We start from the raw sequence: 25,273 nt of genomic DNA, 5'->3' as shown, positions 1-25,273 counted from the left end.
CGACCTGGACTACGACGAGATCGCCGACGCCGTCGGCAAGAGCCAGGCCGCCGTCCGCCAGATCGCCCACCGCGCCCGCTCCCACGTCGCCGCCCGCCGCCCCCGCGACACCGTCCCCCCGGACCAGCCCCGCCACGCCCTCCAGGCCTTCAAACAGGCCGTCGAGACCGGCGACCTGCAACGCCTGCTCGACATCCTCGCCCCCGACATCGTCTTCCTGGCGGATGGCGGGGGACTCAAGCAGGCCGCCCCGACCCCCATCGTCGGCGCCGACCAGGTGGCCCACCTGCTGAGCAGGCTCGCTCCCGCGGCCTCACTGCAGCCCGCGCACGTCAACGGCCACCCCGCACTGATCATCCGGGCCGACGGCCACGTCGACACCGTCATCACCGTACGTATCGACGACGGCCTCATCACCGGCCTCTACGCCGTACGCAACCCGGAGAAACTGTCACACATGGAGCGGGAGATCACTGTCACCCGCTGAACCCGCCGCTCACGCGGGGGAGAGGACCGCACCGGTACGGCGAATCACGTCGTAAGGCTCGGTCGCCCACCCGATCAACCGCCTGACGATCTCGTTCAGGCCGCGGCCGAGCGCGTACTCGACATGCGGCGGCACCTCGGCACACGCGGCACGGCCGATCAGCCCGGGGGAGAGGTCACAGTACGTAACCGACCGGCCGGCCGCACCGCAGCGGGAGGCAGACAGAGGGAGCGGCCGGCCGGTTGCCGGGCTCGCCGTACGTCCCGGCTTCGGCGCCACACCAGCCGACGCGGGCGCGGGCCCGCTCATCGCGAGCACCGGTCGGATCGTGGGAGACGGCGACGCCTCGAGACGCGAACCGGAGGAACCAGAGGAGTGGCCGAACCAGCCAACTTGACATAATGTACATTATCGAGCAACGCCGGAAGGGGCTGTGGCCTGGGATTCAGGTGCGCGTGACGCCCATGCCCGCGCGGTCACCGCGGCGGAGGCCGTCAGCCGAGTTCCTCGGCCAGCGCGACGACGATTCCCTCGGGCCCGCGCAGGTAGCAGAGCCGGTACGCGTCCTCGTACTGCACGACGTCGCCGACGAGTTCGGCGCCGTGAGCACGCAGGCGCGCGATGACCTCGTCGATGTCGTCGACGGCGAACATGATGCGGCGGATGCCCAGCGTGTTCGCCGGGGCGTCCCGCGGCACACCGGCGATCGCCTCCGGCGTGTGGTATTTCGCCAGCTCGATCCGCCCGTGGCCGTCCGGGGTGCGCATCATCGCGATGTCGACGCTCTGGTCGTCGAGCCCGACGAGGCGTGCCGCCCACGGCCCTTCGATCAGCGCCTTTCCCTCCAGCTCCATGCCGAGTTCCACGAAGAAGGCAATGGCGGCCTCCAGGTCGTCGACGACGATGCCGACGTTGTCCATGCGCTGGATCGTCACGGTGGTCCCTCCTCTGTCGCGGTCACGGGCACCCCTGGGACGGAGCCGGCGCCGAATCCTCGACACCCAGATCCAAGATCTTTCCTGCCGGACGTATACGCCTCCACGGATGCGACAAATGCCACATCACTCCCTATACCGGACAGAAGGTGAATTCTGTCCGGTATAGGGAGTGATGTCCGCTCTTTCCATCGATGGCCGGATACTGACTGATCAGCCTCATGGTCCGCTTATGGTGCGACCATGAGCACCCACGACAGCGATCCGTTGCCTCAGGGAAGAGAACCCTTCGATCTCGCCGGCTACGTCCGGCGCACCAGAGGCCGTCCGTGCTTCATCTGCGCCATCCTGGCGGGCGCGCCCGGCTACGACCTTGAGCAGATCGTCTTCGAGGACGAGCACCACGTCGCTTTCCTGGATCGCTACCCCACGATGCCCGGCAAGGTCCTGGTGGCTCCCCGCGCCCACGTGGAGCATGCCGTCCGGGACCTTGACGAAGACGCCTACCTGCGGCTGATGCGGACGGTCCGCCGAGTCGCCCTGGCGGTCGAGGCGGTCGTCCCCTCCGAACGCACCTATCTGTTGTCCTTGGGCAGCCAACAGGGAAACGCCCACCTGCACTGGCATATCGCTCCCCTGCCTCCAGGAACTCCGTATGAGCAGCAGCAGTATCACGCTCTGATGACCGAGAACGGCGTGATTCCCTGGTCGGCGCAGCAGGCGGCCGACCTTGCCGGCCGCCTGCGCGCCGTCCTGTCCGAGGCCGGCGTGGACAGGTGACGACCGGCACGCGGTTGCCCAGTGCGCGTCGCTCCCCCGCAGGCCGGCCTGCTCACACGTGACGAGGCGGTGGGTTCAGGCGAGGTGCCGTTGGAAGAAGCGCAGTGAGCTGTCGATCTCGGACTCGGGGAGCTCGCCATGCCTGCCGGGGTTGGCGTGCAGGGTCTTGTCGGCCGAGGCGAAGGCGTCGAACAGTGCGAGGCCCTGAGCCCTCGGCACCCGTTCGTCGTCCCATTGCAGCAGGAACCGCACCGGCACGGTGACCCGTGCGCCGGCCTCGGCCGGCGCCGGCGCGCCGCCCAGGCCCAGCACCGCACACCGGATCCGGGGCTCGGCGACGACGAACGGAACGCCGAGGCCGCATCCCAGCGACACGCCCCAGTAGCCCACCGGGCCGCCGCCGACGTGGTCGAGCCGGCGGAGCGCCCGGAGCACCGCCCGCCATTCCGGGACGGTTTGGCGGGCCACGAGCGCCTGGAAGGCGGCGATCAGCGGAGCGAGCTCCTCCCCCGCCGCCACGCGAGCCTGATTCTCAGTAGCGATCTTGTCGTACCTCTCGTCCGTCGGACGGTCGCCGTGGCCGGGCACGTCCACCGCGGCGACGGCGAAGCCGCCCTCGGTGACGTAGCGGTGCGCGCGGGCGAGGATGTCGGGGTCCTTCTTGTGCCGGCCGCCACCGTGGCACATCAGGATGAGAGGACGAGCGCCTGTGGCGTTTTCCGGTGTCCAGAGCACGCCGGGGAGTGCATCGAGGGTGAAGAGTTGTTCGGTGACGCCGCCGGACGACGTGCAGGAGATGAAGCGCACAGCGTTTCACGCCTTTCGAGGATGCCTTTTCGCGGGCACTCCCCTAGGCGATGAGAAGGAGGGAGTCCCGACCTGTCACAGCGTTGATCGGTCTCACCTCCCTGGTTCGCCGCGATGCGCGGTGACGGTGAACATATCACGGCAGGACGGGCCTGTCCCCCGCCATGTTGTGAACCGGGACGGATGCGATGTTGCCGCATTCCCGAGGTGGCGATAACGTGAGCTTCGTGACTGCCGGGTCGGCCATGGGCCACAAGCGAGTGAGGCACCCGGCCACGGCGTGAGGGCCGGGCGGGCGCGAGGCCCGCCGCATCTTCGACCTCGTGATCTGAAATTCTTTCGACCGCGTATCGGCGCGGCCTGTCGCGTCGGCGCAATTCGCCGCCGCGCCGTCTCCTATGCCGCCGCGCGCGTTTCCGTCATTCCTTCACCACCGCCTGCGCTGATGCGGCGAGGCGGTCGGTTCGCCATGCCCGGAAAAGCCCCGCATCAAGAAATCCCGGCATCAAGAAATCCCTGCATCAAGAAAGTCCGGAACAAGAAAGCAGATAATGCCGCACGACTTCAATCAGCAGATCATCAAGGAATTCCGCGCCAACCGTGGCAAGGTGGGCGGCCCTTTCGAGGGGGCCAGGCTGCTCCTCCTGACCACCACCGGCGCACGTTCGGGGGTCCGCCGTACGGTCCCCCTGGGCTACCTGGATGACGAGGGAGGCCGGATGCTGGTCATCGCCTCGGCAGGCGGTGCGCCGCGCCACCCGGCCTGGTATCACAACCTGCGTGCCGATTCCCGCGTCACCGTGGAGACCGGCATCCTCACGATCGAGGCGGAGGCCGCCGTTCTGGAGGGCGAGGAACGCGATCGGCTGTTCGCCCGGGCGGTCGAAGCCGATGCCGGCTGGGCCGACTATGAGGTGCGGTCGGGCCGCGTGTTGCCCGTCGTGGCGTTGACCCCGCGCTCCGTTTCCTTCTCGGACCTGCCGGAAGGCGCCCCTTCGCCGCGTGACGGGGATCGTCTGCGCGTCGCTCAGGTCCCCGCCGCCTCCGGCGACCGCGCGGCCGTGATGACCGCGATGCAGTCCCTGTTCACCGGTGCACCGGCGCTCGGTGGCGATGTGACGCCCGCGCTCGCGCACACCGGAGGCGTTCCGGGGCTGTGGGTCAGCGCGGCGGGAGGGTCGGCTACCGGGGACGGCGTCACGCTGTACGTGCACGGAGGCGGTTTCGAGCGTGCCCAGCCGGCGCTGGAGCCTCTCATGGCCTGGCGGCTGTCGGAGGCCACCGGGCGTCCCGTGTTCAAGGTGGACCAGCGGCTGGCGCCCGCCCATCCGTATCCCGCCGCGTTGGACGACGTGGTGGCGGTGTATCGGAGCCTTTTGGAGCAGGGGGTGCCGGCCGATCGGGTCGTCGTGTGCGGCGAGTCGTCGGGCGGGACGCTCGTCCTGTCGGCGTTGCTGGCGCTCAAGGAGGCGGGTGATCCGCTGCCCGGTGCGGCGATCGCGGTCTCCCCGCTGACCGATCTGACCTTGTCGAGCCGGTCCCTGGACGTCAACGAGGGCGGGGATGTGATCGATCGCCGGGTGGCCGAACACGTCACCGTGCAGTATCTGGCCGGAGCGCCCGCCGATCGGGCGCCCCAGTCTCCGCTCCACGGGGATCTGCGCGACCTGCCGTCGCTGCTGCTCGTGGCCGGGACCGCCGAGGTGCTGCTGGACGACACGCGGCGCTTCGCGGCGGCCGCCGCGGCCGCTGATGTCGACGTGACCGTGGACCTGTACGAGGGCATGCCGCATGCCTTCCATGCGAGCGTGATGGCGCAGGACCCGCCTGCTGTGGCCATGACGTTCCTGCGCCGTCTCGCGGACTGGGTCGCCGGCACCCGGGCGGGGAGGGCGAGGTGACGCCGATCCGCCCGTGAAGACGCCTCTGACCGCCCGATCGGGACGAGCCGGCATCGTTCCCGGCCGATCGGGCGGCCGGGGCTCGTCTCAGCCTGTGGGCATGCCGATCTGGCCGCGTTCGAGCAGGGAGCGCAGCGTGGCGAGGACCTGCCGGGTGGCCTCCCCCGGGGAGCCGTCGAGGGTGTCTGCGACCAGGTCGGCCAGCGCGCCGGTGACGGTGGCCTCCGCCGCGTCGGCGAGCCGCGTGCCGTCGTCGGTCAGGGCCAGCAGGGAGGAGCGGCGGTCGGCCGGGGTGGGCCGGCGGACGACCCATCCGCGTTGTTCGAGGCGGTCGACGCCCTTGCTGGTCGCGCCGATGCCGACGGCGAACTCGGCGGCGAGGTCCGCGACGCGGGACCCGGGGTGGTCGCGCAGATAGCGCAGGGCCTCGAACTGGGAGGTGACGATGCCGTGCCGTTCCCGCAGCCGGTCGTTGAGGGCGTTGTAGAGGCGTGTCTCGCATCGGACGAGATCGGAGAAGAAGCTCTGGAGGCCGGCTGGGTCCCCGTTCGATTTAGATGCCACGGCATATAGTGTACGGGCATCTACTTCTGGCGGGAGCACCCATGAGCAAGCAACAACGCGCCCGGATCGACGCGATACTGCGACGGCCATGGCCCGAAGGGCCCCGGTCGGTCGAGGCCCTCCGAGCCGGCTTCACGGCGCTGATGGCGCAGATGATCGTGCCGGACGCCGTGCGCGTCACGCCGACGACGCTCGGCGACCGGCCCGCATTGCATGTCGAGCCGGACGAGGAGCGCCGCGCCGGGACGATCCTCTACTTCCACGGCGGCGGCTGGGTTTTCGGATCCCCCGAGACCGCGCTGTCGCTGACGGGAAACCTGGTGGTCAGGACCGGCTTCGCGGCCTATTCGGTGGACTACCGGCTGGCCCCCGAACATCCGTTCCCTGCCGCGATCGACGACAGCGTGAGCGCCTACCGCGCCCTTCTCGACAGCGGGGAGGACCCCTCGGCCATCGCATTCGCCGGGGACTCCGCGGGCGGCGGGCTCGCGGTCACCACCTGTCTCGCCGCGCGTGACGCGGGTCTTCCGCTGCCCGCCGCCATCGTGGCGTTCTCCCCCGGCCTCGACGCCACCCGTACGGGCGAGAGCATGGACACCAAGGAGGGCATCGACCCGATCTTCACCCGGGAGGCCCTCGAACACACGGGGGCCATGTATCTCGGCGGGGCCGACCCGCGGCAGCCTCTGCTCAGCCCGGCCGTCCTCGCCGATCTGACCGGGTTTCCCCCGATGCTGCTTCAGGTGGGCACCAACGAGGTCCTGCTGGACGACTCCACGCGCCTGGCCGCGCGGGCCCGGGCGGCGGGAGTGGACGTGATCCTGGACGTCACCGCGGGCGTGCCGCATGTGTTCCAGTCGTTCGCCGGGGTGCTGGACGAGGCGGACGAGGCACTGGACCGGGCGGCCTTCTTCCTCGGCCAGCGCATCCGCGCCGGGGGCGTGCCGCGCGCGTTCTCCCCCGCCGGGAGCCGCTCGGCCGGGTCGTGATCGGCCGGGTCGTGATCAGTGGGTGTTCACGCCCGGTCGGCCGTCTGCGCGGGGGCGGACGCCGGCGCGTCGCCGAGGACGGGGCGGGTGGCCCTCCGGCGGGTGGCGAGGGTGAGGAGCAGCGAGGCCGCGGTGAGCGTCACGCCGAACCAGACGACGCTCGTGACGCCGAGGTGATCGGCGAACAGACCGCCGAACAGCGCGCCGAGTGCGATGGAGGTGTTGTACGCCATGGTGTTGAGCGACATGGCGGCTTCGAAGGTGTCGGGTGCGGCGGCCTGGGTGAGGTTGACCTGGGAGAGCTGGACGACGCCGAAGGAGACGCCCCAGAGCACCAGCGTGACGACCGCTCCTGCCTGCCCGTGCGCGATCGTGAGCAGCAGGAGCAACGACGTCACGAGTCCCGCGCAGCCGGCGATGAAGCTGCCTCTGAGGCTCTTGGTCACCGTGTAGCCGGCGACGAAGTTCCCGGCCGCGCCGCCAGCGCCGTACACCATCAGCGCCGCGGTGATGAAGAAGGGCGTGGCGGACGCGCTGTCCTCCAGGTAGGGGCGGACGAACGTGTACGCGCCGAAGTGGCCGAGCACGAAGAGCACGATGGTGAACAGCACCAGGCGCAGCGGCACGTTCTTCAGCGGGAGGCCGAAGACCTCTCGTACGGAGACCGCGTTCGTCGACGGCAGTGACGGGATGACGGTGACGACGGTGAGGAGGACCAGCGCGCTGAGGCCGGCCCAGATGAGGAAGGTGGTGCGCCAGCCGGTGAGGCTTTCCAGGACGGTTCCCAGCGGGATGCCCACGACGGCGGCGATCGAGATGCCGGACATCACGATCGCGGCGGCCCTGCTCGCGTGGCGTTCGGCGACGAGGCGCATGGCCATGCTCACGCCGATGGCCCAGAACACTCCGCTGGCGAAGCCCATGACGAGCCGGGTCGTCAGGACCAGTGGATAGTTCGGGGAGATCGCGGTGATCGTGTTTCCCACGGTCAGGATCGCCAGGAGCGTGGACAGCAGGACGCGCCGGTTGACGCGCCTGGTCCACGCCACGATGAAGGGCACGCCGAGCCCGGCGGAGACGCCGTACAGGGTGACCATGAGCCCGGCGGCGCCCACGGATATGCGCAGGCTCGTGCTCATCGGGGTGAGCAGGCCGACGGGCATCAGCTCGGTGGTGAGGAAGGCGAAGAGGCTGGCGGTGATCGCCGCGACGCAGCCGCCGTCTCGGTGGCGGCGAGCTGGTCGCGGTGGTCGCGCCCGACTATCACCGGGTGGAGACCGAGGCGGACCTGCGGGGGCTGGCGGACGAGCCGTTCATCGACTTCCGTGTCGGCGCGGCGGGCCGGGCGCAGTCGGACGAGGCGTTCGCGGCCGCGGGGGTGCGGCGTGAGGTGCCCTTCGAGGTGTCGTCCGCCGATCTCATGGTCGATCTCGTACGGCAGGGCCTCGGCGTGGGCATGCTTCCCGCCGCATACGCGCCGCGCTTTCCCGACCTGCGCGTCATCCGCCTCCGTGACGCTCCCACGCGGGTGGAGCACATGATCTGGGACAACCGGCCGTCTCCGGCGGCCACGGCCTTCCTTGAGCTGATCGACGCCGATCACTCCGCACTTTTGCCAGTTACATGATTACGCTCGAAGGCGGAGCGGCCTCGTCCTGCCCGGCGATCCCGACTTCCGCTCCGTCTTCGCGAGTTACATCGAGTGGGGCACCCGTCTCGCCCTGGCGAACCCCCAGCCGGGCGCCCGTCCCCCGCTGGGGCTGGGGTGTGGCCCCGCCCTGCTCCCCCGCCTCCTGATCCCAACCTTCTGATCCCACGTCGTGAGATCCTCGGCGGGTCACTCGGGCGGCACGCCGAGCTGGGACAGCAGTTCCATCTGGTCGAGATAGACGCGCATGCTGACGATCAACCCGTTTTCGACCGTGCAGACGTAGCAGGCGCGGATGTTCACCGGGCGGCCCGTCGGCGGGATGACCTTGCCGCCCGGCCCCCGGTAAGGCCCCTTGTGGGTGCCGACGAACACGACCTCGTCGATGGTCGTGTCGTCGGTGTCGAACGACTCCAGGACCACGGTGTGCACGTCCGGGAACGCCGCCCAGAACTCCTCCAGGTAGGAGCCGAGTTCCTCGCGGCCCTCGGCGAGGCCTTCGGGGCTGAGGATGGCCGCGTCGGGGCTGACCGTGCTGAGCAGCGCGTCAATGTCATGCGCATTGAACGCGGCGTTGTATCTGTCGCGCACCCGGCGGGCTTCACCCACGATGTCGGCCCTCCCTTATCGGTGGATGCCCTGTGAGCGCGCCGCCGCGCCCGTCTCAGCGCAGTTTTTGCCGGGCCCTGTTCACGGCTGCCACTCATCGGGATCGTCCTCGGCTCGTACGGCGAAGCCGCCGCGGCCGTCGAAGACCACCGTACGGACGACGTCGAACCCATCCGACGATCGCGGGCGGCGCAGGCGTCTCACCGTGGCGTGGATGCCGACCTCGGGGACGCGGGCACGGCCGGGCCGTAGCGCGTTGCGCTCCAGGGACGCGGCGAGGTCGGGCTCGGTGGCCTGCCAGTCCGCCGCGTCCGCGACAAGACCCAGCAGCCGGTCGGGGCGGCCGGCCTCGTCGAGGAAAGCCTTCAGTCTGCTCTCGTCGCGGCCGGTGACCGCCACGCGGTGGCCGCGGCCGAGGAGCAGCCGCGCGGTGTGGGCGCCGATACCGCTGGTCGCGCCGGTGATCCGCACCATGGGTACAGTCGAAGGAATGGAATCTCTGTCCGGAGACCACACCGGTGATCCCGCCGGCAACCGTTCGGACATCCGCGACTTCCTGACCAGGGCCTCGGTCGCGATGCTCCGCGCCGAAGCGGGACGTGCACCACACGACCGGGCCCTGCGTGAGCTCGTCGGCGAGCTGTCCACGCTCAGCCCCGACTTCCGCACCATGTGGGCCAGTCACGACGTCCGGATCCGTCTCGAAGGCGGCAAGCGGCTGGACCATCCCGAAGCCGGCCGTCTGGAGATGACCTTCCGCTCCCTGAACCTGCCCCTGCCTCAACGGGCCGTCCACGAGCTGGTCATCTACACTGCCGAGCCGGGCACCCCCTCGGAGGACCGCCTCAAACTCCTCGCCGGTTGGACGGCGCCGCAGACCTCCCCCACACGATCCGTCCGGTCGGGCGGGTGAGCATGGCCGTCCCGGAGCGCGGGGAGGAGGAGCTGACCGGCGGCGGGGTCAACCGGGTCGTCCGGGTGGGGGGCACGGTGCGCCGGCCGGCCCGCAGGTGGACGCCGGTGGTGCACGCCCTGCTGGGCCATCTGGCGGCGGCCGGGTTCGGCGGCGCGCCGAGAGCGTACGGGTGTGACGGTGAAGACCGGGAGGTGCTGGAGTTCGTCCCGGGTGAGGTGCCGGACTATCCCCTGCCGGCGTACGTGATGACCGATGAGGCGCTGGCCGGGGCGGGGGCGTTGCTGCGGGACTACCACGACGCGACGGTGGGGTTCGCGCCGCCGGAGGACGCCGAGTGGTACTTCCCGCCGCGCGCTCCGGCGGAGGTGGTCTGTCACGGTGACGTGGCGCCGTACAACTGCGTCTTCCGGGAGGGGCGGCCGGTGGCGTTCATCGACTTCGACACCGCGCATCCGGGGCCGCGGGTGTGGGATGTGGCCTATGCCGCGTACCGGTTCGTGCCGTTGCACGATCCGAGTCGTGATGAGAGTGCTCCCGGGGTGGCGGAGCAGGCGCGGCGGCTGCGGGTGTTCGCCGACGCCTACGGGCTCGGCGCGGCCGGCCGGGAGGCGCTGCCGCGGACGGCGCGGGCGCGGCTGGCGCATCTGGTGGCCCACATGCGTGCGGAGGCGGCGGCGGGTCATGAGGCGTTCGCCGCGCATGTCGCCGAGGGGCACGACCTGCTGTATCTCGCCGACAGCGCGCATGTCGCGCGTCACGAGGCGCTGTTGCTGTCGGCGCTGTCGCCGGAGGGGACGGGCGGCAGGGTGGGGATGTCGGCGGGGTAGAGCGACAGCAGCAGCCCGTACGGCTCGCCGCCGGGCGGTGGGGTGCGCCCGGGAGGGGGCGGGAGGTCGCGGAGGCGGGCGATGAGCGCGTCGGCCTCCTGCCGGGTGAGCCAGAGGTGGTTGAGCTGGGTGTGCTCGGGTTGTTCCGGCCGGGCGGGGAGCATCTCGGCGAGGGCGGCCCTGATGAGGAAGCCGGGGCCGGGTTCGGCGTCCTTGTGCAGCCGGAAGCCGCGGCTGACCAGGGCGAGGGTCTGTTCGGTGCCGCCGCGTACGTGCCGGGTGCCGGCGAGGCGGACGATGCCGGCCTCGCGCAGGACGCGGACGTGGTAGGCGATGGTGCCCTTGGCGGCTCCCAGTGCGGTGGCCAGTTCTCCCAGTGTGGCGGGGCGCTGGCGGAGCAGGTTGACGATGCGGTGACGGACGGGGTGGCCGAGTGCCTTGAACTGCTCGGGGGTGCGCAGCTCCAGGAGGCCGGGTTCGCCGCCGGGGCGCTCCCCCGTCGTCTTGTCGTCGTTCACGTAAGAAAGTGTCGAGGATGGTCGACGCTTTGACAAACCGGCGAGCCGCCCACCACAATCGCCGGACCGGAAGCGTCGAAAAATATCAACGCTTGTCACATGGAGGAAGCCGATGCCTCATTCGACGGCGCACGTCGTCACCGACAGACCCGAGCGCTACATCAAGCAGCTCGTGTCGCACATGAGCCACAAGGCGCGGGCCGTGCTCGGCGGCGACGGCCGCGCGGTCATCGAGGTGCGGTCCGGGCGGTGCGTGCTGCGGCCGCACGGCGGCGGACTGGAGATGATCGCGACCGCCGCCGACGCCGAGTCGCTGCTCGGCGTGCAGGATGTCGTCGCCCGTCACCTGCTGCGGTTCGCCACCCAGGAGGATCTCGTGGCCGACTGGTCGCCCCCGGTCGCGGGCGACGCGGCGTGGCACATGTCCCCCGTCGTGGACGACTACCTGCTCACCCACTGCTCCCCCGCCGACGATGTACTCAACGACCTGGTGGTCAGGACGCGGGAGGAGACCGGCGGCGCGGCCGGGATGCAGGTCTCGCACGACGAGGGCGCCCTGCTGACGATGCTGGTGCGCCTGTCGGGCGCCCGCCTGGCCGTGGAGGTGGGGGTGTTCACCGGCTACTCCTCCATCTGCATCGCCCGGGGGCTGCCGCCGGACGGGCGGCTGCTGGCCTGCGACGTGAGCACGGAGTGGACGTCGATCGCCAGGAACTACTGGGAGCGCGCCGGTGTGGCCGACCGCGTCGACCTGCGGATCGGTCCGGCGCTGGAGACGCTGCGCGCGCTTCCCGCCGAGCCGGCCATCGGTTTCGCCTTCATCGACGCCGACAAGCAGAGCTACCCCGACTACTACGAAGAGGTGGTCACCCGCCTCACCCCGGGCGGGCTGGTCGTGGTGGACAACGTGTTCCAGGGCGGGCGCGTGTTCGACCCTGCCTTCCAGGGGGACGCGCAGGTGGCCGTACGCCGCCTGAACGAGACGATCGCGCGGGACAGCCGGGTGGAGTCGGTGATGCTGCCGGTGCGGGACGGGATCACGATCGCCCGGCGGATCGGCTGATCCGCAAGGGCGTGTGCGGGGTCAGCCGATCACGCGGGCGAGGAACTCCTCGTAGGTCGTCGGTGTCGCGGTCTCGGCATCACGCGGCTGGGTCATGACGATCCGGCGCTCGGCGACGTCGAGGGTCATGGCGGTGGTGCCGTCCGCCATGTGCGGGGAGAACCCGGCGGCGAGAAGGCGCTCGCGCATGGCGGCGGCGTCGATCTGTTCGTAGCGCGCCCCAGGTCGTCCGACCGCCTGTCCGATCGCGGCGACGATCTCGTCGAGCGTGATGTCCCGGGGGCCCTGCAGTTCGAGCGTGCGGGTGCCGGCCCTGCGGCGCCCGGTGAGAAGATCCGCGGCGACGGCGCCGATGTCGGCCGTGGCGATGGCCGGGAGAGGGAGGTCCCCGGGGATGAGCCCGTGGGCGGTGCCGGTGGCCCGCACCTCTTCGATCATCGGCAGGGTGTTCTCCATGAACCATCCGGCCCGCAGGTGGGTCACCTCCACACCGGTCAGGGTGTCGAGCGCTTCTTCGAACGGCCGCAGCCCCCACACCGGGCCACGGGCACCGGCGTAGCTCGCGGCCCAGGCGCTCAGGCCGACGATCCGGGTGAGGCCGTCGAGATCGTCGAGCGCTTGACGATAAGCGCTGATCACGCGCCGCTGGTAGGCGGGGAAGTCAGTGCTGCCGGGGATGAGGCCGGGTGCGATCATGACGAACGCCGCGCGGGCATCGGCGAAGGCCTCCCGGAGGCCGTGGGGGTCGTCGGGGCGTACTTCGGCCGCTTCGGCGCCGCGCTCCGCGAATCGCTGAAGCCGGCCGCGGTCGCGGCCCAGCACCCGGATCCGGTGTCCGGCGGCGAGCAGTGCCTCGGCGACGGCGGAACCGGTGTTGCTGGTGGCGGATGCGACGACGATCATGAGTGCTCCTCGCGTATGGGATCTTCGATGCGTCGACGACCGGCGTGCGCGCGGGCCGGCGGTCAGCCGGCGGCGCGGGCGCCGAGAAGTGCGAGCCGGGCGGCCGAGGGCGTGCCCGCCTTGGCCGCTCTCACGATCAGACGCTGCCCCGGATCGTCGGGCAGGCGGAGAATCTCCTCGATGACGACTTGCCGGCCATCACCCCTCCATCATGTCTCGTCGCCCGGTGGCCTGGTCGCGCCCGGCACCCTGCTCGGCGGGGCCCGCGCCGCTCGCGCCGCGTGCCTGTCCATGTCGTGGTCAGGCACGCGACGGCGGCACGGCCTCGGCCCTGAGACGGCCGGGAGACGGGACGGGGACGGGACGGGGACGGCCCCGAGACGAGACGGCGCTCGTCCGGAAGGGCTGACTGTTCCATGGGGCGGGGCTTACGATCATCACATGTTCGGCTTGGGCACGGTCGAGGTGTTGGTCCTCGCCGTCATCGTGATCGCGCTTCTCGGTGTGGGTCTCGCGGCGGTGCGGGCCGGCGCACGCCCCGCCGGGCCGCTGGCCTGGCGCAGCCCGGGCCTGCTGCCGCCGGTCTCGGCCGACCTGCAGCACCGGGTGCGGGAGCTGTACGGCGAGAACAAGAAGATCGAGGCGATCAAGCTGATCCGCGAGCAGACCGGGCTCGGCCTGAAGGAGGCCAAGGACCTGGCCGAGGCCCTGGCCGCCGGACGGCCGCTGCCGGTGGCGCCGGGCCAGGCGCGGCCGGACCTGGCGTCGCGGGTGCGGGAGCTGAAGGCGGCCGGGCGTGGCGAGCAGGCGGTGTTCCTGGTGCGCGGCGAGACGGGCATGGGCCAGGCGGAGGCCGAGCGGTTCGTCGACGCGATCGACGTCACCGGCGCGGCCGGCGAGGCGTAGGAGACCCGCTACAACGGTGTCCGCTGTCGGTGCGGCTCGGTACGGTGTCGATCATGCTGCCCGTACAGGTGAACAGGCTGACCGTGCAGGAGGCCGGGGACCGCTATGTGGAGCTGGTCCGCGCCAAGACGGTGACCGGTGCGCTGTCGCCCGCCACGGCCGAGGTGTACGCGCGTGACGTGGCCACGTTCGTACGGCTGGCCGGGGCGGGCCGGGTGCTGGACGACCTGACCGGTGAGGACGTCGACGCGGTGCTGCTGGCCTTCGCCCGCAAGCCCGACGAGCGCAGGAAGCATGACGGACACGAGAAGAACACCGGGCAGAGCGCGGCGTCGCAGGCGAGGTTCCGCCGGTCGGTGTCGGCGTTGTTCCGGCACGCCACGTCGGCGGGCTGGGTGCATCTGGATCCGATGGCGGCCTCGTCGGTGCGGGCGCGCGAGCGGGGCGGGCTGCGGCCGGAGCGCCGCGCGCTGACCCGGGAGCAGGCCGAGGGGCTGATCGAGGCGGCGGCCTCGCCCGCCGCACCACCCGCGAAGGCGGCCGGTTCGGGGGCGGGGCGGCGCAGGCGGGCCGACCAGCGGACGGAGGTGCGCGACGCGCTGGGGGTGCTGCTGCTGACCACGCTGGGCCCCCGGGTGTCGGAGCTGGTGCGGGCCAACGTGGAGGACTTCTACACCAACGACGGGGTGCGTTACTGGCGCATCTTCGGCAAGGGCGGGCGCACCCGGGACGTTCCGCTGCCCGAGGCCGTCGCGGCGGCGCTCGACGCCTACCTGGCGGTGCGGGCCGGCGGGGACGGTGAGAAGGCGCTGCTGCTGTCGTGGCGGGGCAGGCGGCTGGCGCGGGGCGACGTGCAGGCCGTCATCGACCGGGTGCAGCGGCAGGTGGAACCCGGGCGGCGCCGGGCGGTGACGCCGCACGGGTTACGGCACACGACGGCGACGCACCTGCTGGCCGACGGCACGGACATGGACGCGGTGCGGCGGGTGCTGGGCCACAGCGACCTGTCGACGCTCGGCCGCTACCGCGACGACCTGCCCGGGGAGCTGGAGGTGGCGATGGGGTCGCACCCCCTGCTGCGCCGCCGGCGCGGCCGGGCCGTACGGGACGACCAGGCCGGGCCGGACACCTGACGCCGGGATGGTCAGGCGGTGCGCACGGGCCGGCGCGGGATGGTGCGCAGCGCCGCGGGGTCGCTGGAGTCGCTGTCGTGGACGCCACCGAGGCGGATCGTTCATCGGTCGTCCTCCAGGCCGATCATCAGGTGGGTGACCAGCCGCTCGGGCGGGGTGGTCGCGGGGTCGGAGACGTACGCCTCGCGGAGCGGGCCGGTGGGGGCGTGCCCGCGTTCGGCGCACCAGGCGAGCAGTGCGTGGGCGGTGAGCGGGATCTGGTCGTAGGGGCCGACGTGCGCGGCGACGGCGAACGTGCCGCCAGGCAGGGTCTCGGGGGCGGCGCCGGGCACCTGCGGCAGGCCGGTGCCGGTGAGGGCGACGGCGACGGGGATCAGCTCGCCGTAGTCGAGCGGGAACAGCCCGACGAAGGCGGGTGCCGGCGGCGCGGCGGCCAGCAGGCGGGCGACGCAGGCGGAGGTGGCGCGGCCGATGTCGCCGGGGGTGGCCACCAGGTCGCGGACGACGACCGCGGGGCGCGGCGGTTCGGTGACGAGGGTGACCTCGGCGCCGGGCAGGCCGGTGGCGAGGATGCGTTCGAGGCTTTCGAGGGTGCGCCTGCGGCGGGCGAGCTCGGCCTCCTGGTCGTCCCTGACCCGGGCGAGCGCGGCGGCCGCGGAGCCCGAAACGTCCGGTCCCCCGTCGTTGCCGGACAACACCTCCGCGATGACGGGCAGGGGCACGTCGAGGGAGCGCAGCAGGCCGATGACGAGCGCGTCGCGCGCCTGGGCGGCATGGTAGTAGCGGTAGCCGCTGGCGGGGTCGATCCAGGCGGGTTCGAGCAGCCCCATGGCGGCGTAGTGGCGCAGTTGCTTGACGCTGAGCCGGGCGAGGCGGGCGAACCGCCCGATCGACAGGAGGTCGTCGTTCACGTGCCCCAGCATGGCCTGTCTCCCCGTGTGAGGGTCCACGGCCGGATATCGCGCGGAAATCGCCGTGCCGGGTGTCGAGAATGTGCTGCCGGCTCCGTCCCAGGGACAGCAGCGGCCACGACAGGGCCGCCCGACGAAGGAGAAGCACGATGAAATACCTGATCCTCAAGCACTACCGGGGCGGCCCGGCCCCCGTCGTCGACTACGGGACGATGGACACCTGGACGCCGGAGGAGGTCGACGCGCACGTGCAGTTCATGCGTGACTTCGCGGCCCGCCTGGAGGAGACGGGCGAGTTCGTCGAGGGCCAGGCCCTGTCACCCGAGGGCGCGTTCGTACGGTATGACGGCGAGGGGCGCCCGCCGGTGACCGACGGCCCGTTCGCCGAGACCAAGGACCTCATCGCAGGCTGGATGGTCATCGACGTGGATTCCTGGGACCGCGCGGTGCAGCTCGCCGGGGAGCTGTCGGCCGCCCCCGGCCCCGGCGGCAAGCCGATCCACGAGTGGCTGGAGGTCCGGCCGTTCCTCGCCGAGCCGCCCACGGTCACCGAGTGAACGAGTCGCTGCTGCGGGAGCTGGTGCCCGCGGTGATCGGTGTCCTCGTCCGGCGCGGAGCCGACTTCGCCTCGGCCGAGGACGCCGTGCAGGAGGCCCTGATCCGGGCGCTGGACACCTGGCCCGCCGATCCCCCGCGCGATCCGAAGGCCTGGCTGGTCACGACCGCCTGGCACAGGTTCGTCGACGCCGCCCGCGCCGAGGCGTCGCGGCGGGGCCGGGAGCTGGCCGTGCAGGCCGAGCCTCCGTCCGGTCCCGCGCCCGCGACGGACGACACGCTGCGGCTGTACTTCCTGTGCGCGCACCCCACGCTGCCGCACAGCTCGGCCGTCGCCCTGACGCTGCGCGCGGTCGGCGGCCTGACCACGCGGCAGATCGCGGCGGCCCACCTCGTCCCCGAGGCGACCATGGCGCAGCGGATCAGCCGGGCCAAACGGCGGATCGCCGGGCTGCCGCTCGACCAGCCCGGCGATCTCGGGACGGTGCTGCGCGTGCTCTACCTGGTGTTCAACGAGGGGTACGGCGGAGACGTCGACCTGGCGGCCGAGGCGATCCGGCTGACCCGCCAGCTCGCCGCGCTGACCGGCGAGCCCGAGGTCGCCGGGCTTCTCGCGCTCATGCTGCTGCACCACGCGCGGCGGGCGTCGCGCACCGGCCCGGGAGGCCGTCTGGTGCCCCTCGCCGAGCAGGACCGGTCGCGCTGGGACACGGGCAAGATCGCCGAGGGGGTGGCGATCCTGCAGGCCGCGCTGGCCCGCGACCGGCTGGGCGAATACCAGGCGCAGGCCGCGATCGCCGCCCTGCACGCCGACGCCCGCAGCGCCGCCGAGACCGACTGGGTGCAGATCGTGGAGTGGTACGACGAGCTGCTGCGCCTGACCGGCAGCCCGGTGGTGCGGCTCAACCGCGCGGTGGCGGTCGGCGAGGCCGACGGGCCGCACGCGGGCCTGGCGGCGCTGGACGGCGTGGATCCCGGTCTGCCGCGCTACGCCGCGGTGACGGCCTACCTGCACGAACGCGCCGGCGATCTCCCGCTGGCCGCCGAGCTGTACGCCGAGGCCGCCCGCGCCGCCACCAGCGTGCCGGAGCGCGACCACCTCACGCGGCAGGCCGCGCGGGTGCGGCGGCTGCTCCGGCAGTGAGCACCCTCGGCGAGCACCGCCGGGGGCTCCGCGCGCCCCCGGCGGCGTGTGTTCACGGTCCGGCGCCGGGCGGAGATCCGCACGAGGGAGGGGATGACCCCGGTGGCCACAGGCACGACCGCCACGGCGGGGATTCCGCGCGGCGGCGGATCCGGGTTGACCCTCACGTAACGAGAGGCCGCAGGCTTGGCCCCGGAAGGGAGGAGAGCCCATGGGCTACTCGGTCGGCCAGGTCGCCCGCTTCGCCGGGATCACCGTGCGGACGCTGCACCACTACGACGAGATCGGGCTGCTGCGGCCCAGCGAGCGCACCGCCGCCGGATACCGGCGCTACAGCGAGGCGGACCTCGACCGGCTGCAGCAGGTGCTGTTCTACCGGGAGCTCGGGTTCTCCCTGGAGGAGATCGCCGTCGTCCTCGACGACCCGGGCACCGACCCGGTGACCCACCTGCGCCGCCAGCACGAGCTGCTGCGGCGCAGGATCGGGCGGCTGGAGGCGATGGCGGCGGCGGTCGAACGTGCCATGGAGGCGAGGAAGATGGGGATTTCCCTCACGCCGGAGGAGCGGTTCGAGGTGTTCGGCGACTTCGATCCCGCGCAGTACGCCGAGGAGGCGGAGGAACGCTGGGGCGGCACCGGCGCGTTCGAGCAGAGCCGCCGCCGGACGGCCCGCTACACCAAGGACGACTGGCGGGCCATCACGGCGGAGACCGGCGAGGTGCTGCAGGCGTTCGCGGCGGCCTTCACCGAGGGAGAGCCCGCGGACGGCGAGCGCGCTATGGACCTGGCCGAACGGCACCGCGCGCACATCACCCGCTGGTTCTACGACTGCACCTACGAGATCCACAAGGGTCTCGGGGAGATGTACGTGGCCGACCCGCGGTTCGCGGCCAACTACGAACGGCTCGCCGAGGGCCTGAGCCACTGGGTCCGCGACGCCATCCACGCCAACGCGGCGCGGCACGCCTGACCCCGGGGTCCGGCCAAAAGATCCAGGGAGGGGTCGATCCAGACAGGGGTCGATTCAGGGAGGGGTCGATTCAGGGAGGGGTCACAGCACGGCGGCCAGCGAACCGGTCATCAGGTGGCGCCACCCGCCGTCCATGATGGAGCGGGCCCGCCGCTGCATCTCGTTGCCGGGATCGAAGCCCTCGTGCGTGAGGAACAGCCGGGTGCCCCGGCCTTCGGGTTCGAGCGTCCAGGTGATCGTCCAGTCGGCGCCGGCGGGGCTGGCCGGGTCGGCGTCGCGCCAGCCCAGGCGGAGCATGTGTTCGGGCTCGAAGGCCAGCACCTCGGCCTGGACGGTGGCGGCTGGACGGTGCCGGAGAACCCGGTGCCGGGCATGGCCGTCCCGCGCATGGCGTAGCGGTGTCCCACGCTGAGGCGGAAGTCGCCCGGCATGAACCACCGCGCGAGCAGGTCGGGGTCGGTCAGGGCCCGCCACACGCGGGCGGGCGGGTGCGCCAGGTATTCGTCCAGGCGCAGCACGGTCGGGTCGTCGGCGTCGTTCATGGCCTCTCCTCGTCGTGGTCCGCGTGGTGGCCGCCGCCGCTGCCGTACGGCGGGACGCCGGCGCTTGCCGTCGCGGTGTCCGTCGTCGTGCCGCCGGTCGTTTCGGTGTCCGAGGTCCCGGCGTCCACGGTCCCGGCGTCCACGGTCCCGGCGTCCACGGTCTTGGTGCCGTCGGTGTCGTTGTCTGCGGTCTCGGTGTCGTCGAGCAGGTGGCGCAGAGCCGACAGCCTGTCGCGCCAGAACCGTTCGTAGGGGTCCAGCCAGTCGCGGACCCGGACGAGCGGAACGGGCTCCAGGCTGTAGAGCCGGCGCCTGCCGTCCCTGCGTTCGCTGACCAGTCCCGCCTCACGCAGCACCCGCAGGTGCTCGGAGAAGCTGGGCCGGGCCATGGCGAAGCCGGAGGCCAGCTCCTGGACGGACCGGGGGCCGCGCTCGCGCAGCAGGCGCAGCACCTCGCGCCGCACCGGGCTGGCGAGCGCGGCGAAGATCTCGTCCTCCGAAGGCGGCGGCGGAGACGGCGCCGATGACGGCCGTGCCCGCGGCCCTGCGGTGGTGGGGGTGACGTCCACGGCATCATCATAGGTAGGAAATCTCCTACCTGTCATCATCGGGGCCTTCACTGACAGGAAACGCGCCGGAAACACGACCCAGTCAAGATGGGGACTCGTGATCAGGGCCATTCTGTTCGACCTCGACGAGACCCTTTTCGATCATCGCCGGGCGGTCGCGCACGCCGCGACCCGCTGGACCGAGTCGGTCTGCCCCGGTCATGAGCTGCTGCCGGAGGCGCCGGCGCTGTGGCTCGACCTGGAGGACAAGCACGTGCCCGCGTGGCACGCCGGGGAGTGCTCGTTCGCCGAGCAGCGGCGCCGGCGGCTGCGCGAGTTCTGCCGCCGCCTCGGGCTGCCCACGCCGTCCGACCCGGACGCGGCCTTCGCCGCCTTCCTGACCCACTACGAGTCGGCCTGGACCGCCTTCGCCGACGTGACCGAGGCACTGGACGCGCTGGCGGCCCTCGATGACGCCCCCACGCTGGGCGTTCTCACCAACGGCGTGGCCGTCCAGCAGGAGGCCAAGCTGCGCAGCATCGGGCTGATGGACCGCATGGAAGTGGTGCTGACCCCCGACACGCTCGGCGCGTTCAAGCCCGCCCCGCAGTGCTACCACAAGGCCGCGGCCAAACTCGGCCTGCGCCCGCAGGAGGTGCTCATGGTCGGCGACAACCTCCTGCTCGACGCGGTCGCCCCCACCCGTGCGGGCATGCACGGGGTGTGGCTCGACCGCTACCGCGCCGAGCCCGGCGCCTCCTCCCCCGGCGTCACGAGGATCACCACCCTGCGCGACCTGCCCGGCGTGCTGGCCGCGCTGCGCCCGCGCCTGCTCGGCCCGTCACGCGCCGCCTGAAAGCCCGGACAGGGCCCTCGAACCGGGCCCGCAAACCGGCTTGCCCGCACCGCGCGGGGCCCGGTCAGGTACGCAGGCCCGCGGCGGCGACACGGCGGCGGGCGAAGCCGAGCCGTTCGTAGACGACGACGGCCGCCCGGTTCCAGTCGTCCACCATCAGCGCCACGCGGCCGTGTTCCGCGATCAGCGCGGCGGCCACGAACCGGCACACCCGCTCCCCCAGCCCGCGTCCCCGCGCCGGTTCGGCCGTCGCGACCCCGGCCAGCAGGCCCACCGTCGGCGCCGGCCACGCGTCGGCCGCGACCGCCAGCAGGGCGCCCGAGCCGTCCCGGACCCCGGCCCAGCGGCGTACGCGCGGCAGGCCCGGCACGGCGTAGGAACTGGGGTTGGCGGCGGCGAGCAGCGCCGTCACCTCCGGGGCGGCGGAGTCCGCCAGCCAGGAGGCCGCCCCCTCCGGGCCTGTGACCTCGCCGCCCGTCACCTGTGAGCGGGGTGGGGCGAGCTTCTCGGTGCCCATCCAGGAGAAGTGCCCGGCCAGTTCCAGTTCGGGCATGCCCTCGATGACCCGTTCGATCAGCTCCGCGTCGCCGAGGGGCCGGTAGGACGGGCCGCACTCGGCCAGGGCATGCCGTACGAGCCGGACGGCCTGGGCGGCCGGGCCCCGCACCACCAGGCGGTCGCGCCGCGACACCTCGGGGCTGGCCACCGCCACCGCGTCCCCATGCGCCCACGCGCGTACGCCGGGCCGCATGCCCTGGGCCGCCCACACCACGAGGTCGTCGTCGCCTGAGGCGGCGACGACCTCGGCCTCGCTCACCAGTTCGCGCACGCGTGTCCCTACAGGATCGCGCCCGGGACGTAGGCGGCGTCGCCGGGATGGCGCGCGGTGATCTCACCGATCCGCGCGGTCACGGCGGCCACCTGACCCGCGGCCGCGCCGGCGAAGGAGGCCCGGTCGGCCAGCAGCGCGTCGAGCTCGGCGCGGCCGAGCGGGAAACGCTCGTCGGCGGCCAGGCGGTCGAGCAGCTCGTTGCCGGCGCCGCGCGAGCGCATGGCCAGCGCCGAGGCGACCGCGTGCTCCTTGATGATCTCGTGGGCGGTCTCGCGGCCGACCCCGGCCCGCACGGCCGCCATGAGCATCTTGGTCGTGGCGAGGAACGGCAGGTAGCGGCCCAGCTCTGCCTCGATGACCGCCGGGAACGCGCCGAACTCGTCCAGCACGGTCAGCATGGTCTCCACCAGGCCGTCGAAGGCGAAGAACGCGTCGGGCAGCGCGACCCGGCGGACGACCGAGCAGGACACGTCGCCCTCGTTCCACTGGTCGCCGGCGAGCTCCCCGGCCATCGAGGCGTACCCGCGCAGGATCACCGTCAGGCCGTTGACGCGCTCGCAGGAGCGGGTGTTCATCTTGTGCGGCATCGCCGACGAGCCGACCTGGCCCTCCTTGAAGCCCTCGGTGACCAGTTCGTGCCCGGCCATCAGCCGGATGGTCTTGGCCAGGGACGACGGCGCGGCGGCCAGCTGCACCAGCACGGTCAGCACGTCGTAGTCGAGCGAGCGGGGATAGACCTGGCCGACGCTGGTGAAGCGGCGGGCGAACCCCAGGTGCTCGGCGACGCGGTCCTCCAGCTCGGCCAGCCGGTCCTCGCCGCCGAGGAGGTCGAGCATGTCCTGCGCGGTGCCGACCGGCCCCTTGATGCCGCGCAGCGGGTAGCGCTCCAGCAGGTCCTCAAGGCGTTCGTAGGCCACCAGCAGCTCGTCGGCGGCGGTCGCGAACCGCTTGCCGAGCGTGGTCGCCTGCGCGGCGACATTGTGCGAGCGGCCCGCCATGACGGTCGAGGAGTGCTCGGTGGCCAGGCGGCCCAGGCGGGCCAGCAGCGCCACGACCCGCCCGCGCACCAGCAGCAGGCTGTCGCGGATCTGCAGCTGCTCGACGTTTTCGGTCAGGTCGCGGGAGGTCATGCCCTTGTGGACGTGCTCGTGCCCGGCCAGGGCGTTGAACTCCTCGATGCGGGCCTTCACGTCGTGCCGCGTGACCTTCTCCCGCTCGGCGATGGAGGCCAGGTCGACCTGCTCGGCCACCTTCTCGTAGTCGGCGATCGCCTGCTCGGGCACCTCGATCCCGAGGTCGGCCTGGGCCTTCAGCACGGCGAGCCAGAGCCTGCGCTCCAGCACCACCTTGTGCTCGGGGGACCACAGGCGGGCCAGCTCGGGCGAGGCGTAACGAGCGGCCAGGACATTCGGGATACGCGGCTTGGCATTCACGTTGGCCCAGTCTATTGAGGCCGCTTCCTCCGGCTGTCCGCAGGTGCCGCACACGCTCGCCGCACTCTCGGGGACGGGCACGGCGGGCGGGATCGGCGGGCGGGATCGGCTCGGCCCGCGCGCGCCGTACGGTGTGGCGGCAGGGCAGGGGAACACGCATCGGTCCCGCGCCTCACAGACCACGGCGGCCGTGGTGGTCGTGCTTGTGGGTCTTGAGGTGCTCCATGAGGTCGCTGATCCGCTTGCTCAGAAGCGCGATCTGGACCTCCGGCGACCCGGTGTCACCCTCGCTGGTGCCGTACTCGCTGATGATGGACTTGGTGGTAGCGGCACGCGACGGGCTCACGTGATGGGATCGGCCGCCGGGGACCGCTGCGCGCCCCGGCCGCGCAGACGGTCCATCTCCCGCCACTGCGGCAGCAGCGCGGCCAGATTGGTGGTCAGGAAGTACGCCGCGCCGGCCGCCAGCAACACCGGCACGAGACCGGACCACGCCACCGCCGCCCCGGCGATCAGCCCACCCAGGGGGATGCCCGCCCACGCCATCGCGTCGCCCAGCGCGTTGACCCGGCCGCGCAGGCCGGGCGGCACCCGTTCGAAGGCGATCGCCCCCAGGATCGGGTTGAGGAAGCCCCCGCCTGCCCCGCTGACCACGAACACCGCCAGCACCGCCCACATCGGCACGTCGGCCGCCAGCACCAGGAACCGCGGCGCCCCGGCCAGCAGGAACCCGGCGAAGAACACGACCCGGCGCGGCATCCGGTGTGCGACGGCCGCCGCGACCAGGCTCCCCACGACCGCCGTCGCGCCCCACACGCTATTGCTCAGCCCGATCGCGGTCGGGCCGTTGCCGGACCGCTCGGCCCACACGGGCAGCAGCACGGTGCCGAACGCCGCGTCCAGCAGGTTGGTGATCCCGATCATGACGATGATGGTGAGCAGCAGCGGCTCGCCGCGCAGGAAGGCGAAGCCCTCGCCGAAACGCCGCCAGTAGCCGGACTCGGCTGCGGCCGGAGCGTCGTCGGCCGGGTGGCCCATGCCGCGCGGCAGGGCGAACGCGATGATCAGCGAGCCGAGGGCGAAGCACACGGCGTTGAGGACCAGGCCGGTCAGCGGCCCCAGCAGCGCCACCATGAAGCCGCCGGCCGCCGGGCCGAGGGTCGAGGCCAGCCGTTCGGTCACGCCGGACAGTCCGGTGGCGCGCTCCAGCGGCACCCCGGCGCGCTCGGCGGCCTCCGGGATCATGATCTCCTTCGCCAGGTCCCCCGGCCCGCGTACGGCGCCGATCACCGCGACCAAGGCCAGCAGCACGGGGAAGGTCAGCAGGCCCGCGGCGTGCAGCAGGGGGATCGCGGTGGCCGCGGCCGCGCTGATCGCGTCGGTGCTCCAGGAGACGACCCGCGGGCCGGCCCGGTCGACCAGCGGCCCGGTCAGCGCCTTGACCACCACGTACGGAGTCATCTCGCAGAAGGCCACCAGCCCGGTCTGGGTGGCGCTGCCGGTCGTGACCAGCACGAACCACGGCAGTGCGACGGCCGACACCCGGGTGCCGGTCAGCGCGACCGCCATGGCCGCCAGCAGCCCGCCGAGCGGGCGCAGCCTCCGCGCGCGGGAGCCGAAGGTCGCGCCCTTGCTCGCGCCCTTGCTCGTGTTCTCGCCGGTGTCCGTGCGCGTGCCCCTGTCCGTACGCGCGTCCTGGCCCGTCATCGGGGGTCGTCTCCCCGCGCGGCGCCTTCCGGAGCGGTGTCTTCTTGAGCGGTGTCTTCCCGATTGGAGGGCGCGTCCAGTTCGGGCAGGATCTGCACGATGACCCCCACCCGTTCGGCGTCCGCCGGGGCACCGGCCGCGTCCGGGCTGTCGCGGCGGTAGCCGGCGATGACCGCCCACAGCTCCTCGCGCAGGGGGGTGGCCTCCTGCGGGGTCAGCCGCAGCGGCATGTCGCTCATGTCGGCCGCGGCGCGCCAGTCACGGGGCATCGTCTGCAGCTCGTTGATCGTCCGCTGGGTGCGCATGGCGTAGATGGCGGCGACGGACTGCAGGTAGGCCAGCGTGGCCTCGGGCTCCCGCTCGGCCAGCTCCATGTCGTCGAACTGGGTGGATCGATGGACGGCGCGCCACCAGCGTTCCCGTGCGTTGCCGCGCGTGGTGTCCTCCTCGACGAATCCCGCGGCGGCGAGCCGGCGCAGGTGATAGCTGGCCGCGCCGGAGTTGATGTCCAGCAGCTCGGCGAGGCGGGTGGCGGTCGACGGGCCGTGCTTGCGCAGCAGGCCGATCACCTGCACGCGCACCGGGTGGGCGAGGGCGCGCAGTCCTTTGGCGTCGAGGACGACCGCGTCCTCCGCGAGCGGGTTCCGGGGGGTGTCACCGTGATCGGTCATGCCGACACCATAAACCGCAAACAGTTCTTCGCAAAGACTTCTTCGCGAAGAACTGTTTGCGGTTGGTTGTGACAGGCCGGCGACGATCATCGCCGGGCGGTCGCCAGGGATGGCCGTG

At 72.3% G+C, this 25,273-nt stretch carries 28 protein-coding genes and 2 pseudogenes; 14 read left to right on the top strand and 16 right to left on the bottom strand.

The window, feature by feature from the left end:
* A pseudogene (locus FLV34_RS32785) lies at positions 1 to 487 on the top strand (RNA polymerase subunit sigma-24); the annotation flags it as partial.
* Positions 488 to 981: 494 nt separating this feature from the next.
* Here FLV34_RS32785 and FLV34_RS32775 read toward each other — a convergent pair.
* A complete protein-coding gene (locus tag FLV34_RS32775; RefSeq protein WP_168066530.1) occupies positions 982 to 1,407 on the bottom strand; it encodes a VOC family protein in 426 nt (141 codons plus the stop codon).
* 258 nt (positions 1,408 to 1,665) lie between these two features.
* Between FLV34_RS32775 and FLV34_RS32770 the strand changes: the two genes are divergently transcribed.
* Positions 1,666 to 2,202, top strand: coding sequence for an HIT family protein (locus tag FLV34_RS32770; protein ID WP_142651736.1), 537 nt, complete (start codon positions 1,666 to 1,668; stop codon positions 2,200 to 2,202).
* A 75-nt stretch (positions 2,203 to 2,277) separates the two neighbouring features.
* On the opposite strand, the gene FLV34_RS32765 is transcribed toward FLV34_RS32770, so the two are convergent.
* Positions 2,278 to 2,889, bottom strand: a complete 612-nt coding sequence (locus FLV34_RS32765) for an alpha/beta hydrolase (RefSeq protein ID WP_261985986.1) — start codon at positions 2,887 to 2,889, stop codon at positions 2,278 to 2,280.
* 671 nt (positions 2,890 to 3,560) lie between these two features.
* Here FLV34_RS32765 and FLV34_RS32760 point away from each other — a divergent pair.
* Positions 3,561 to 4,910 carry a nitroreductase/quinone reductase family protein gene (locus tag FLV34_RS32760; protein ID WP_147944935.1) on the top strand — a complete coding sequence of 450 codons (1,350 nt, stop codon included), beginning with the start codon at positions 3,561 to 3,563 and terminating at the stop codon, positions 4,908 to 4,910.
* 87 nt (positions 4,911 to 4,997) lie between these two features.
* Here the strand turns inward: FLV34_RS32760 and FLV34_RS32755 are convergent, their stop codons facing one another.
* Positions 4,998 to 5,474: a MarR family winged helix-turn-helix transcriptional regulator gene (locus tag FLV34_RS32755; protein ID WP_147944934.1), complete on the bottom strand. Its 477-nt coding sequence runs from the start codon at positions 5,472 to 5,474 to the stop codon at positions 4,998 to 5,000.
* A gap of 41 nt (positions 5,475 to 5,515) precedes the next feature.
* Between FLV34_RS32755 and FLV34_RS32750 the strand changes: the two genes are divergently transcribed.
* Positions 5,516 to 6,463: an alpha/beta hydrolase gene (locus FLV34_RS32750; RefSeq protein ID WP_147944933.1), complete on the top strand. Its 948-nt coding sequence runs from the start codon at positions 5,516 to 5,518 to the stop codon at positions 6,461 to 6,463.
* Positions 6,464 to 6,489: 26 nt separating this feature from the next.
* On the opposite strand, the gene FLV34_RS32745 is transcribed toward FLV34_RS32750, so the two are convergent.
* A complete protein-coding gene (locus tag FLV34_RS32745; protein ID WP_261985987.1) occupies positions 6,490 to 7,665 on the bottom strand; it encodes an MFS transporter in 1,176 nt (391 codons plus the stop codon).
* 44 nt (positions 7,666 to 7,709) lie between these two features.
* On the opposite strand from FLV34_RS32745, the gene FLV34_RS32740 reads away from it, so the two are divergent.
* Positions 7,710 to 8,090, top strand: coding sequence for a LysR substrate-binding domain-containing protein (locus FLV34_RS32740; protein WP_315985222.1), 381 nt, complete (start codon positions 7,710 to 7,712; stop codon positions 8,088 to 8,090).
* A gap of 210 nt (positions 8,091 to 8,300) precedes the next feature.
* Here the strand turns inward: FLV34_RS32740 and FLV34_RS32735 are convergent, their stop codons facing one another.
* Both FLV34_RS32735 and FLV34_RS42830 read right to left on the bottom strand, forming a co-directional pair.
* Positions 8,301 to 8,720, bottom strand: a complete 420-nt coding sequence (locus tag FLV34_RS32735) for an ester cyclase (RefSeq protein ID WP_187280793.1) — start codon at positions 8,718 to 8,720, stop codon at positions 8,301 to 8,303.
* An 81-nt stretch (positions 8,721 to 8,801) separates the two neighbouring features.
* Positions 8,802 to 9,194, bottom strand: a complete 393-nt coding sequence (locus tag FLV34_RS42830) for an SDR family NAD(P)-dependent oxidoreductase (protein WP_240972122.1) — start codon at positions 9,192 to 9,194, stop codon at positions 8,802 to 8,804.
* Between the two features lie 16 nt (positions 9,195 to 9,210).
* Here FLV34_RS42830 and FLV34_RS32720 point away from each other — a divergent pair, with 16 nt between their 5' ends.
* The gene (locus FLV34_RS32720; protein WP_261985985.1) at positions 9,211 to 9,633 is read left to right on the top strand and encodes a hypothetical protein; all 423 of its coding nucleotides are present in this window, start codon (positions 9,211 to 9,213) and stop codon (positions 9,631 to 9,633) included.
* A 2-nt stretch (positions 9,634 to 9,635) separates the two neighbouring features.
* Positions 9,636 to 10,463, top strand: coding sequence for a phosphotransferase enzyme family protein (locus FLV34_RS32715; protein WP_187280795.1), 828 nt, complete (start codon positions 9,636 to 9,638; stop codon positions 10,461 to 10,463).
* Here FLV34_RS32715 and FLV34_RS32710 read toward each other — a convergent pair.
* Positions 10,391 to 10,981: a transcriptional regulator gene (locus FLV34_RS32710; RefSeq protein WP_185949099.1), complete on the bottom strand. Its 591-nt coding sequence runs from the start codon at positions 10,979 to 10,981 to the stop codon at positions 10,391 to 10,393. The two genes, FLV34_RS32715 and FLV34_RS32710, sit on opposite strands and share 73 nt — an antisense overlap.
* 112 nt (positions 10,982 to 11,093) lie before the next feature.
* On the opposite strand from FLV34_RS32710, the gene FLV34_RS32705 reads away from it, so the two are divergent.
* Positions 11,094 to 12,044 (top strand): DUF2218 domain-containing protein, encoded by a 951-nt coding sequence (locus FLV34_RS32705; protein WP_142651728.1) that lies wholly within the window; start codon positions 11,094 to 11,096, stop codon positions 12,042 to 12,044.
* A 21-nt stretch (positions 12,045 to 12,065) separates the two neighbouring features.
* On the opposite strand, the gene FLV34_RS32700 is transcribed toward FLV34_RS32705, so the two are convergent.
* The gene (locus tag FLV34_RS32700) at positions 12,066 to 12,947 is read right to left on the bottom strand and encodes an NmrA family NAD(P)-binding protein (protein WP_147944929.1); all 882 of its coding nucleotides are present in this window, start codon (positions 12,945 to 12,947) and stop codon (positions 12,066 to 12,068) included.
* Positions 12,948 to 13,388: 441 nt separating this feature from the next.
* Here FLV34_RS32700 and FLV34_RS32695 point away from each other — a divergent pair, with 441 nt between their 5' ends.
* Together FLV34_RS32695 and FLV34_RS32690 are read left to right on the top strand one after the other, a co-directional pair.
* The gene (locus FLV34_RS32695) at positions 13,389 to 13,853 is read left to right on the top strand and encodes a ribosomal protein L7/L12 (protein WP_142651726.1); all 465 of its coding nucleotides are present in this window, start codon (positions 13,389 to 13,391) and stop codon (positions 13,851 to 13,853) included.
* Positions 13,854 to 13,906: 53 nt separating this feature from the next.
* Positions 13,907 to 14,986, top strand: a complete 1,080-nt coding sequence (locus tag FLV34_RS32690; protein WP_147944928.1) for a tyrosine-type recombinase/integrase — start codon at positions 13,907 to 13,909, stop codon at positions 14,984 to 14,986.
* A 101-nt stretch (positions 14,987 to 15,087) separates the two neighbouring features.
* Here FLV34_RS32690 and FLV34_RS32685 read toward each other — a convergent pair whose 3' ends face one another.
* The gene (locus FLV34_RS32685) at positions 15,088 to 15,897 is read right to left on the bottom strand and encodes a MerR family transcriptional regulator (RefSeq protein ID WP_261985984.1); all 810 of its coding nucleotides are present in this window, start codon (positions 15,895 to 15,897) and stop codon (positions 15,088 to 15,090) included.
* Between the two features lie 149 nt (positions 15,898 to 16,046).
* Here FLV34_RS32685 and FLV34_RS32680 point away from each other — a divergent pair, with 149 nt between their 5' ends.
* From FLV34_RS32680 to FLV34_RS32670, 3 genes are all read left to right on the top strand, one after another.
* Positions 16,047 to 16,454, top strand: coding sequence for a YciI family protein (locus FLV34_RS32680; protein ID WP_142651723.1), 408 nt, complete (start codon positions 16,047 to 16,049; stop codon positions 16,452 to 16,454).
* Positions 16,451 to 17,596, top strand: a complete 1,146-nt coding sequence (locus FLV34_RS32675; protein ID WP_142651722.1) for an RNA polymerase sigma factor — start codon at positions 16,451 to 16,453, stop codon at positions 17,594 to 17,596. Before FLV34_RS32680 ends, FLV34_RS32675 begins: the two co-directional genes overlap by 4 nt.
* Before the next feature lie 211 nt (positions 17,597 to 17,807).
* Complete coding sequence (locus FLV34_RS32670) at positions 17,808 to 18,566, top strand: MerR family transcriptional regulator (protein ID WP_142651721.1); 759 nt, start codon at positions 17,808 to 17,810, stop codon at positions 18,564 to 18,566.
* Positions 18,567 to 18,647: 81 nt separating this feature from the next.
* Here FLV34_RS32670 and FLV34_RS42820 read toward each other — a convergent pair whose 3' ends face one another.
* Positions 18,648 to 18,863, bottom strand: coding sequence for an SRPBCC domain-containing protein (locus FLV34_RS42820; protein ID WP_260617525.1), 216 nt, complete (start codon positions 18,861 to 18,863; stop codon positions 18,648 to 18,650).
* Positions 18,864 to 19,104: 241 nt separating this feature from the next.
* On the bottom strand, positions 19,105 to 19,677 hold the full coding sequence (locus FLV34_RS32660) for a helix-turn-helix transcriptional regulator (RefSeq protein ID WP_261985983.1): 573 nt from the start codon (positions 19,675 to 19,677) through the stop codon (positions 19,105 to 19,107).
* Positions 19,678 to 19,774: 97 nt separating this feature from the next.
* Here FLV34_RS32660 and FLV34_RS32655 point away from each other — a divergent pair, with 97 nt between their 5' ends.
* A complete protein-coding gene (locus FLV34_RS32655; protein ID WP_168066524.1) occupies positions 19,775 to 20,512 on the top strand; it encodes an HAD family hydrolase in 738 nt (245 codons plus the stop codon).
* Positions 20,513 to 20,576: 64 nt separating this feature from the next.
* Here the strand turns inward: FLV34_RS32655 and FLV34_RS32650 are convergent, their stop codons facing one another.
* The 5 genes and pseudogenes from FLV34_RS32650 to FLV34_RS32630 all read right to left on the bottom strand — a co-directional run bounded on the left by FLV34_RS32650 (position 20,577) and on the right by FLV34_RS32630 (position 25,155).
* A complete protein-coding gene (locus FLV34_RS32650; protein WP_222709702.1) occupies positions 20,577 to 21,341 on the bottom strand; it encodes a GNAT family N-acetyltransferase in 765 nt (254 codons plus the stop codon).
* An 8-nt stretch (positions 21,342 to 21,349) separates the two neighbouring features.
* Positions 21,350 to 22,777: an adenylosuccinate lyase gene (gene purB / locus FLV34_RS32645; protein ID WP_147944927.1), complete on the bottom strand. Its 1,428-nt coding sequence runs from the start codon at positions 22,775 to 22,777 to the stop codon at positions 21,350 to 21,352.
* 175 nt (positions 22,778 to 22,952) lie between these two features.
* A pseudogene (rpsO, locus tag FLV34_RS32640) lies at positions 22,953 to 23,123 on the bottom strand (30S ribosomal protein S15); the annotation flags it as partial.
* Positions 23,120 to 24,484, bottom strand: a complete 1,365-nt coding sequence (locus FLV34_RS32635; RefSeq protein ID WP_147944926.1) for an MFS transporter — start codon at positions 24,482 to 24,484, stop codon at positions 23,120 to 23,122. The pseudogene rpsO and the gene FLV34_RS32635, both read right to left, overlap by 4 nt.
* A complete protein-coding gene (locus FLV34_RS32630; RefSeq protein ID WP_147944925.1) occupies positions 24,481 to 25,155 on the bottom strand; it encodes a transcriptional regulator in 675 nt (224 codons plus the stop codon). Before FLV34_RS32630 ends, FLV34_RS32635 begins: the two co-directional genes overlap by 4 nt.
* Positions 25,156 to 25,273: the final 118 nt, after the last annotated feature.

It is taken from the genome of Microbispora sp. CSR-4 (assembly GCF_008033685.1).
Lineage (GTDB): Bacteria > Actinomycetota > Actinomycetes > Streptosporangiales > Streptosporangiaceae > Microbispora.
The sequence above is the reverse complement of the archived record's forward strand: the minus strand, read 5'-3'. Positions and strand labels throughout refer to the sequence as shown.

What these genes read in the sequence shown, in the direction of transcription:
- FLV34_RS32750 (WP_147944933.1), top strand. Translation starts at nt 5,516, where the DNA reads ATGAGCAAGCAACAACGCGCCCGGATCGACGCGATACTGCGACGGCCA.
- FLV34_RS32630 (WP_147944925.1), bottom strand. Translation starts at nt 25,155, where the DNA reads ATGACCGATCACGGTGACACCCCCCGGAACCCGCTCGCGGAGGACGCG.
- FLV34_RS42820 (WP_260617525.1), bottom strand. Translation starts at nt 18,863, where the DNA reads ATGCTCCGCCTGGGCTGGCGCGACGCCGACCCGGCCAGCCCCGCCGGC.
- FLV34_RS32700 (WP_147944929.1), bottom strand. Translation starts at nt 12,947, where the DNA reads ATGATCGTCGTCGCATCCGCCACCAGCAACACCGGTTCCGCCGTCGCC.
- FLV34_RS32770 (WP_142651736.1), top strand. Translation starts at nt 1,666, where the DNA reads ATGAGCACCCACGACAGCGATCCGTTGCCTCAGGGAAGAGAACCCTTC.
- FLV34_RS32775 (WP_168066530.1), bottom strand. Translation starts at nt 1,407, where the DNA reads ATGGACAACGTCGGCATCGTCGTCGACGACCTGGAGGCCGCCATTGCC.
- FLV34_RS32680 (WP_142651723.1), top strand. Translation starts at nt 16,047, where the DNA reads ATGAAATACCTGATCCTCAAGCACTACCGGGGCGGCCCGGCCCCCGTC.
- FLV34_RS32695 (WP_142651726.1), top strand. Translation starts at nt 13,389, where the DNA reads ATGTTCGGCTTGGGCACGGTCGAGGTGTTGGTCCTCGCCGTCATCGTG.
- FLV34_RS32670 (WP_142651721.1), top strand. Translation starts at nt 17,808, where the DNA reads ATGGGCTACTCGGTCGGCCAGGTCGCCCGCTTCGCCGGGATCACCGTG.
- FLV34_RS32720 (WP_261985985.1), top strand. Translation starts at nt 9,211, where the DNA reads ATGGAATCTCTGTCCGGAGACCACACCGGTGATCCCGCCGGCAACCGT.
- FLV34_RS32690 (WP_147944928.1), top strand. Translation starts at nt 13,907, where the DNA reads ATGCTGCCCGTACAGGTGAACAGGCTGACCGTGCAGGAGGCCGGGGAC.
- FLV34_RS32705 (WP_142651728.1), top strand. Translation starts at nt 11,094, where the DNA reads ATGCCTCATTCGACGGCGCACGTCGTCACCGACAGACCCGAGCGCTAC.
- FLV34_RS32715 (WP_187280795.1), top strand. Translation starts at nt 9,636, where the DNA reads ATGGCCGTCCCGGAGCGCGGGGAGGAGGAGCTGACCGGCGGCGGGGTC.
- FLV34_RS42830 (WP_240972122.1), bottom strand. Translation starts at nt 9,194, where the DNA reads ATGGTGCGGATCACCGGCGCGACCAGCGGTATCGGCGCCCACACCGCG.
- FLV34_RS32765 (WP_261985986.1), bottom strand. Translation starts at nt 2,889, where the DNA reads ATGTGCCACGGTGGCGGCCGGCACAAGAAGGACCCCGACATCCTCGCC.
- FLV34_RS32760 (WP_147944935.1), top strand. Translation starts at nt 3,561, where the DNA reads ATGCCGCACGACTTCAATCAGCAGATCATCAAGGAATTCCGCGCCAAC.
- FLV34_RS32635 (WP_147944926.1), bottom strand. Translation starts at nt 24,484, where the DNA reads ATGACGGGCCAGGACGCGCGTACGGACAGGGGCACGCGCACGGACACC.